Source organism: Pseudomonas sp. NPDC087817, from assembly GCF_044742875.1.
Lineage (GTDB): Bacteria > Pseudomonadota > Gammaproteobacteria > Pseudomonadales > Pseudomonadaceae > Aquipseudomonas.
Genome location: NZ_JBIUVJ010000004.1, coordinates 101,810 through 108,405, shown reverse-complemented (window position 1 = coordinate 108,405; position 6,596 = coordinate 101,810). Strand labels below are relative to the sequence as shown.

General features: G+C 60.0%; 5 protein-coding genes. 3 read left to right on the top strand and 2 right to left on the bottom strand.

Features of this window, described 5'->3' with window-relative positions; genetic code table 11:
• The first annotated feature begins 66 nt into the window (after positions 1 to 66).
• Together macA and ACIONG_RS05755 are read left to right on the top strand one after the other, a co-directional pair.
• Positions 67 to 1,215, top strand: a complete 1,149-nt coding sequence (gene macA / locus ACIONG_RS05760; RefSeq protein ID WP_103303537.1) for a macrolide transporter subunit MacA — start codon at positions 67 to 69, stop codon at positions 1,213 to 1,215.
• Between the two features lie 2 nt (positions 1,216 to 1,217).
• On the top strand, positions 1,218 to 3,176 hold the full coding sequence (locus ACIONG_RS05755) for a MacB family efflux pump subunit (RefSeq protein ID WP_401297347.1): 1,959 nt from the start codon (positions 1,218 to 1,220) through the stop codon (positions 3,174 to 3,176).
• A 312-nt stretch (positions 3,177 to 3,488) separates the two neighbouring features.
• Here the strand turns inward: ACIONG_RS05755 and ACIONG_RS05750 are convergent, their stop codons facing one another.
• Entirely contained in the window at positions 3,489 to 4,238 is a 750-nt protein-coding gene (locus tag ACIONG_RS05750; RefSeq protein WP_103303539.1) for a helix-turn-helix transcriptional regulator, read from the bottom strand.
• Positions 4,239 to 4,564: 326 nt separating this feature from the next.
• Here ACIONG_RS05750 and ycaC point away from each other — a divergent pair, with 326 nt between their 5' ends.
• Positions 4,565 to 5,197 (top strand): isochorismate family cysteine hydrolase YcaC, encoded by a 633-nt coding sequence (gene ycaC / locus ACIONG_RS05745; RefSeq protein ID WP_401297344.1) that lies wholly within the window; start codon positions 4,565 to 4,567, stop codon positions 5,195 to 5,197.
• A 149-nt stretch (positions 5,198 to 5,346) separates the two neighbouring features.
• Here ycaC and ACIONG_RS05740 read toward each other — a convergent pair whose 3' ends face one another.
• Positions 5,347 to 6,591 carry an MFS transporter gene (locus ACIONG_RS05740; protein ID WP_213028426.1) on the bottom strand — a complete coding sequence of 415 codons (1,245 nt, stop codon included), beginning with the start codon at positions 6,589 to 6,591 and terminating at the stop codon, positions 5,347 to 5,349.
• Between the last annotated feature and the right edge of the window lie 5 nt (positions 6,592 to 6,596).

Genomic DNA, 6,596 nt, shown 5'->3' with positions numbered 1-6,596 from the left:
ATGTTGTTTCTCTACCCGAGCCCGGCCGCTGGCCGGGCCCACTCCTGAACGGACTTGTGGTCATTTATGGAAAAGTCGAAGTTGCGCAAAGTCGGTATGGGATTGGCGTTGGCCGCGGTGGCCGGATTGGTGTTCTACACGGTGCAGGCGCCGGCTGAAGCACCGCAGTACCTGACCGCCACGGTCGAACGCAGTGATATCGAAAACGCGGTGCTCGCCACCGGGTTGCTCGAAGGCATCAAGCAAGTGGACGTCGGTGCGCAAGTGTCCGGCCAGTTGAAGTCGCTCAAGGTCAAGGTCGGCGACAAAGTGAAAAAGGGCCAGTGGCTGGCGGAAATCGATCCGCTGGTGTTGCAGAACACCCTGCGTCAGGCCCAGGTCGATGAGGAAAACCTGCAAGCGCAAAAGCGTGCCACACAGGCCCAGCTCAAGCAGACCAAAGCAATTTACGAACGCTATAAAAACCTGCAGGAAGACGCCTCGATCTCTCGCCAGGATTTCGAAACCGCCCAGTCGGATTACGAAGTGCAGCAGGCCAATCTGTTGTCGCTGGACGCGCAGATCAAGAGTGCGCACATCCAGATCGATACCGCCAAGGTCAACCTGGCGTACACGCGGATTGTCGCGCCAATTGATGGCGACGTGGTCGGTATCGTCACCCAGGAAGGGCAGACCGTGATCGCTAACCAGTTGGCGCCGATCCTGCTGAAACTGGCGGACCTGGACACCATGACGGTCAAGGCCCAAGTCTCCGAGGCCGATGTGATTCACATCGCCCCGGGGCAGGAGGTGTACTTCACCATTCTCGGCGAGGACAAGCGCTACTACGGCAAGCTGCGCGGCACCGAACCGGCGCCGCAGAACTTTCTGGAAACGCCGCCCGCCGGTACGCCCAAACAAAACTCGGCGGTGTTCTATAACGCGCTGTTCGAAGTGCCCAACCCTGATCACCGCCTGCGCATTTCGATGACCGCGCAAGTGCGCATCGTCCTCGACACGGCCAAGTCAGTGCTGACCGTGCCGGTGGCGGCGCTCGGCCCGCGCAATGCCGATGGCAGTTTTCCGGTGCGGGTGCTGGACGCCAAGGGCCATGCGCAGTCGCGCAACGTGCAGACCGGGATCAACAATAACGTCAAGGTGCAGGTCAATGAGGGGCTGGCCGAGGGTGATCGTGTGGTGATTGGTGATCCAGTGACCAACGTGGCGGGGGCTTGAACATGACGCAACCGCTGCTCCAACTCACGGGCATCACCCGCAGTTTCACCGCCGGTGACCGCGAATTTCTCGCGCTGAAAAATATCAACCTGACGATCAATGCCGGGGAAATGGTGGCGATCATCGGCGCCTCGGGCTCGGGTAAATCAACGTTGATGAACCTGCTAGGTTGCCTCGATTACGCCACTGCCGGCAGCTACAAGATCAACGGCCAGGAAACCCGCGATCTGGATAATCAGGCGCTGGCGGAACTGCGCCGCGATTACTTCGGCTTCATCTTCCAGCGTTACCATTTGCTGCCGCACCTGAGCGCCATGCACAACGTCGAAATGCCAGCGATCTACGCGGGTATTCCACAGCTGCAACGCCATGCCCGAGCCCGTGAGTTATTGGCGCGATTGGGCTTGCAGGAGCACTTGAGCCACCGGCCGAGCCAACTGTCGGGCGGGCAGCAACAGCGGGTAAGTATCGCCCGCGCCTTGATGAACGGCGGCGAAGTGATTCTCGCCGATGAACCGACCGGCGCGCTCGACACCGCCAGCGGCAAAGAAGTGATGCGCATCCTGCTGGAACTGCACGCGGCCGGACACACGGTGATTCTGGTGACCCACGACCCGAAAGTCGCGGCCAACGCCGAGCGCATCATCGAGGTCAGTGACGGTGCAATCTTCAGTGACCGCAGCAACGTGCGTGACACCACGCAACTGCCGGATGAAGAATCGGTGACGCCAAAAGCCACGGCTTCACGGCGCCTGGTGGCCAGCCTCGGCCTGTTCAAAGAGGCGTTCAGCATGGCCTGGGTCGCGCTGATCTCGCACCGCATGCGCACGTTGCTGACCATGCTCGGTATCGTCATCGGCATCACGTCGGTGGTGTCGATCTCGGCGGTGGGTGAGGGCGCCAAGCGCTACGTGCTCAAGGACATCGCGGCCATCGGCAGCAATACCATCGATATTTATCCCGGCAGCAGCTACGGCGACAAGCGCGCCGCCGCCATCGAAACCCTGTTGCCCGCCGACGTCACGGCGCTGAATCAGTTGTATTACGTCGACAGTGCCACGCCGATGATCGGCCGCAGTCTGTTGCTGCGCTATCGCAATATCGATCTGGACGCACAGGTCAATGGCGTCAGTCACCAGTACTTCCAGGTACGCGGCATCAAAATGGCCGAGGGCATCCCGTTCAGCGAAAGCGATGCGCGGCGCCAGGCGCAAGTGGTAGTAATCGACCACAACACCCGTCAGCGCTTGTTCGGTGGCGGCGTCGACCCGTTGGGGCAGGTGATCCTGATCGGCAATCTGCCGTGCACGGTGATCGGCGTGGCGGCGGAGAACAAAAATCTCTTCGCTTCGGGCAAGACCCTCAACGTCTGGGTGCCTTATGAAACCGCCGCCGGGCGGGTGTTGGGCCAACGTTATCTGGACAGCATCAGCGTGCGCATGAAGGACGGTCAGCCAAGCAAAGTGGTCGAAGAACATGTCACGCAGTTGTTGCTGCAACGCCATGGCATCAAGGATTTCTTCACCAACAACCTCGACAGCGTCTTGCAAACAGTGCAGAAAACCAGCCGCTCGCTGGCGTTGCTGCTGTCGTTGATCGCGGTGATTTCGTTGGTGGTGGGGGGGATCGGGGTGATGAACATCATGCTGGTGTCGGTGACCGAGCGGACGCGCGAGATCGGCATTCGCATGGCGGTCGGTGCCCGGCAATCGGACATTCGCCAGCAGTTTCTGGTAGAGGCGGTGATGGTTTGTCTTTTGGGCGGGGCGATCGGGATTACGCTGTCCTACGCCATCGGCCACCTGTTTTCGGTGTTTATCAAAGAGTGGGAAATGGTTTTCTCGCTGACGTCGGTGCTGACGGCGGTGGTCTGCTCGACGCTGATCGGCATTGTATTTGGCTTCGTGCCGGCAAGAAATGCCTCGCGACTTGATCCGATCGAGGCGTTGGCCCGGGATTGAAAACGGCCCTCACCCTAACCCTCTCCCGGGGGGAGAGGGGACTGACCGAGTCGTACTTGCGAGCTTCACCGACCTGAACCACCGAGTCGAACTCGGGTTTGCAAGCCGCGAAGATCGGCTCCCTTTCCCCCTCGCGCCTTGGGGTAGAGGGGACTGACTGAGTCGTACTTGCGAGCTACACCGACTTGAACCATCGAGTCGAACTCGGTTTTGAAAGCCGCGAAGATCGGCTCCCTTTCCCCCTCGCCCCCTTGGGGGAGAGGGCTGGGGTGAGGGGGATGGATCTGAAGTCGTACGCAATAAACGGGATTGTCAGGCAGCGCTTGAAGCGGAGGTTTCCATTGGCGAATACATCCAGCGCATCAGCGAATGACGGCCGCTGATACCGAGCTTGATGGCTGCACGTTTGAGATAGCTTTCCACCGTGTTGACCTTCAACTGCAACTGCTCGGCCAGTTCCGGCGCGGTGCGGCCGGCGAGCAGGCCGACACACACTTCGGTTTCGCGATTCGACAGGCTCAGCCCCAATTGCTGCAAGCGCTCGGTAAAACGCCCTCGCAGGGTTTCCAGCCCCGAGCCTTCGGCGGCCTCGCAGGGGCGCGCGGCGTCAATGCTGGCAGGCTGCAGTGCGTTGATGTGTTTTTCCACCATCGGCAACAGGACTGGGGAAATGTCTTGCAATAGGCTGCGTTCCTGCGCGGAAAAGCGCTGAGACTGACCGTTGCGGTACACCGAAATCACATAACGGTAACCGTCCTTACGGCGGGTCAGATGCAATTGCGAGGCGTCTGCGCACGCCGAAGACTCAGGCGGCGACACAGCGTCGGGCGTCGCAGTACTGTGTTCGGAGAATACCGTTTCGGCCAGCAGAGCCGGATCTTTCATCGGTTCGGATTCACTGCGGCTCGCGGTGCGCCCCACGGGTTCGACGCGCATCTGGCGAATGTGCGTGGCATCGACCGCCAGTTGGGTGCGGATGAGGTCATGCAGCATGCGCGGGAAATGCCGGCTGCCGGTACTCGCAATGACTTTGCCGATGTGGGGGAACAGGTATGAATTCATATACGTCATCCATGAATTTTCGGGTTTACAAACGTCCCGGCAGCGTCGTCTACGATCTCCTTGAACGCACAATTGCTGCAGGAATTGGATCCTATCCTAGTACAACGTTTGAGTGACGGCTGAATGAAGGGGTTATTTGTTAATAACCGCATGGCTTCTCCCTCTTGCGAAGTCCTGCGCCGGAAACACCGTGACGTCTGAGCGATTGTCCTTTCTGAGTTGACGGTGAAACGCTTTTCAGCTGATTTATCCCGTTTCAGTGTGTCAGTAATCTGTGCCCATCTTGAACGCAACAAGAACTCACACAACTGAAAAGGAATGCACAGATGAACACTCCAACCTACAACCGCCTCAACAAAGACGACGCCGTAGTGCTGCTGGTCGATCACCAGACCGGTCTGATTTCGCTGGTGCAGGACTTCTCGCCGAACGAGTTCAAGAACAACGTGCTGGCGCTGGCCGATCTGGCGAAGTTCTTCGACCTGCCGACCATCCTCACCACCAGTTTCGAACAAGGCCCGAATGGCCCGCTGGTGCCGGAACTGAAAGAGATGTTCCCGGACGCGCCATACATCGCTCGCCCTGGCCAGATCAACGCCTGGGACAACGAAGACTTCGTCAAGGCGATCAAAGCCACCGGTCGCAAGCAGATCATCATCGCCGGTGTGGTGACGGACGTCTGCGTCGCGTTCCCGACACTGTCTGCGCTGGCCGAAGGCTTTGATGTGTTCGTGGTGACCGATGCCTCCGGCACCTTCAACACCACCGTGCAACAGGCTGCATGGAGTCGCATGACCCAGGCTGGCGCACAGATGATGAACTGGTTCTCGGTGGCGTGTGAGCTGCACCGCGACTGGCGCAACGACATTGAAGGGCTGGGTAATCTGCTGTCGCAGCGGATTCCTAACTACCGCAATCTGATGAACAGCTACTCGGCGCTGACGGCTCAGCAAAAATAAGTGGGTGGAGATACCTGTAGGTGCGGCACGCTGCGATCTTTTGATCTTTTGCGAAGATCAAAGGATCGCAGCCTCGTTTCACTCGACAACTCCTGCAAAATCCCTGAACGACGCGCAAACCTGTGGGAGGGGGCTTGCTCCCACAAGGGTTATTCAGCGGCTCGCATAACGTCTTTTCCCCGCAAGTTCGGCGCCCCACGCAACGTCTCCGGAACCCCCACCCAAAGCAACACAACGGCCACCGCCGCAATCCCCGCCAACGTCAGAAATGCAGCGCTATAACCGGCGCCTTGCACGACAAACCCGGCCAGCCCGTTACTCAGTGCCGCACCGAGACCAAACACGGTGGTCAGTGCGCCCAGGCTGATATTGAAATGACCGGTGCCCTGTGTGAGGTCTTTCACCATGATCGGGAACAACGCGCCGAACAGACCCGCGCCGACGCCATCGAGCATTTGCACCGCGACCAGCCAATAGGGATCGTCAGATAACGTGTAGAGCACGCCGCGCAGAGGCAGGATCAGAAAACCCGCCAGCAGCAGGGGTTTGCGCCCCCACTCATCGGCTTTGGCACCGACCAGCAGCGCAGCCGGAACCATGACCAGTTGCGCCGCGACGATGCACGCGGACGTCAGTGGCGTGGCCATTTGCAGATTGGTTTGCGCGAGTTTCTGGCTCACCAGCGGCAGCATCGCGGCATTGGCCAAGTGAAACAGCGCGCAGCAAATGGCAAACAACAAAAGTGGCCGGTTGCTAAGCAGCACAGACAAACCGGAGGGTTGATGCTTGTCCGCAGTGGGGTCGAGGCCGCGGGCCAGGTCGTGGTCGATGGCATCTGCGCTGACGAAGTGGATGGCGATCACGCTGGCGAGTGCCATGGCTGCCATCAAGTAAAACACCGCAACGGGGCCGAACAGATAGGCGAACAGTCCGGCGAGCAAGGCCGCGCAGGCGTTGCCGGCATGGTTGAAGGTTTCATTGCGCCCGGTGCGCCGGGTGAACGCTCGCGGGCCGGTCATGCCCAGGGTGATCGCGGAAATGGCCGGGGCGAAGATCGAGGCCGCCGCTGCGCTCAAGGCTTGAGTCAACGCCACCAGAGTGAAGGACGTGACGAAGGGCAGCACCAGGCAACTGCCGGTCACCAGCAGTGCCGCGAGGGCTATCAGCGCGCGCTTGCTGCGGCTGCTGTCGACCAGTGCGCCGGCCGGTGTCTGGGTGATCAGCGCGGCGATGCCGGCAAGGGTCATGACCACGCCGATACTGGCCGGGTCCCAGTGATGCACCGCCAACAGGTAAATCGCCAGGTACGGCCCGAGCCCGTCGCGCACGTCGGCGAGGAAAAAATTGAGGCTGTCCAGTGACAGGTTATTGCGGCGATCCAGTTGATTGCTCACAGCAG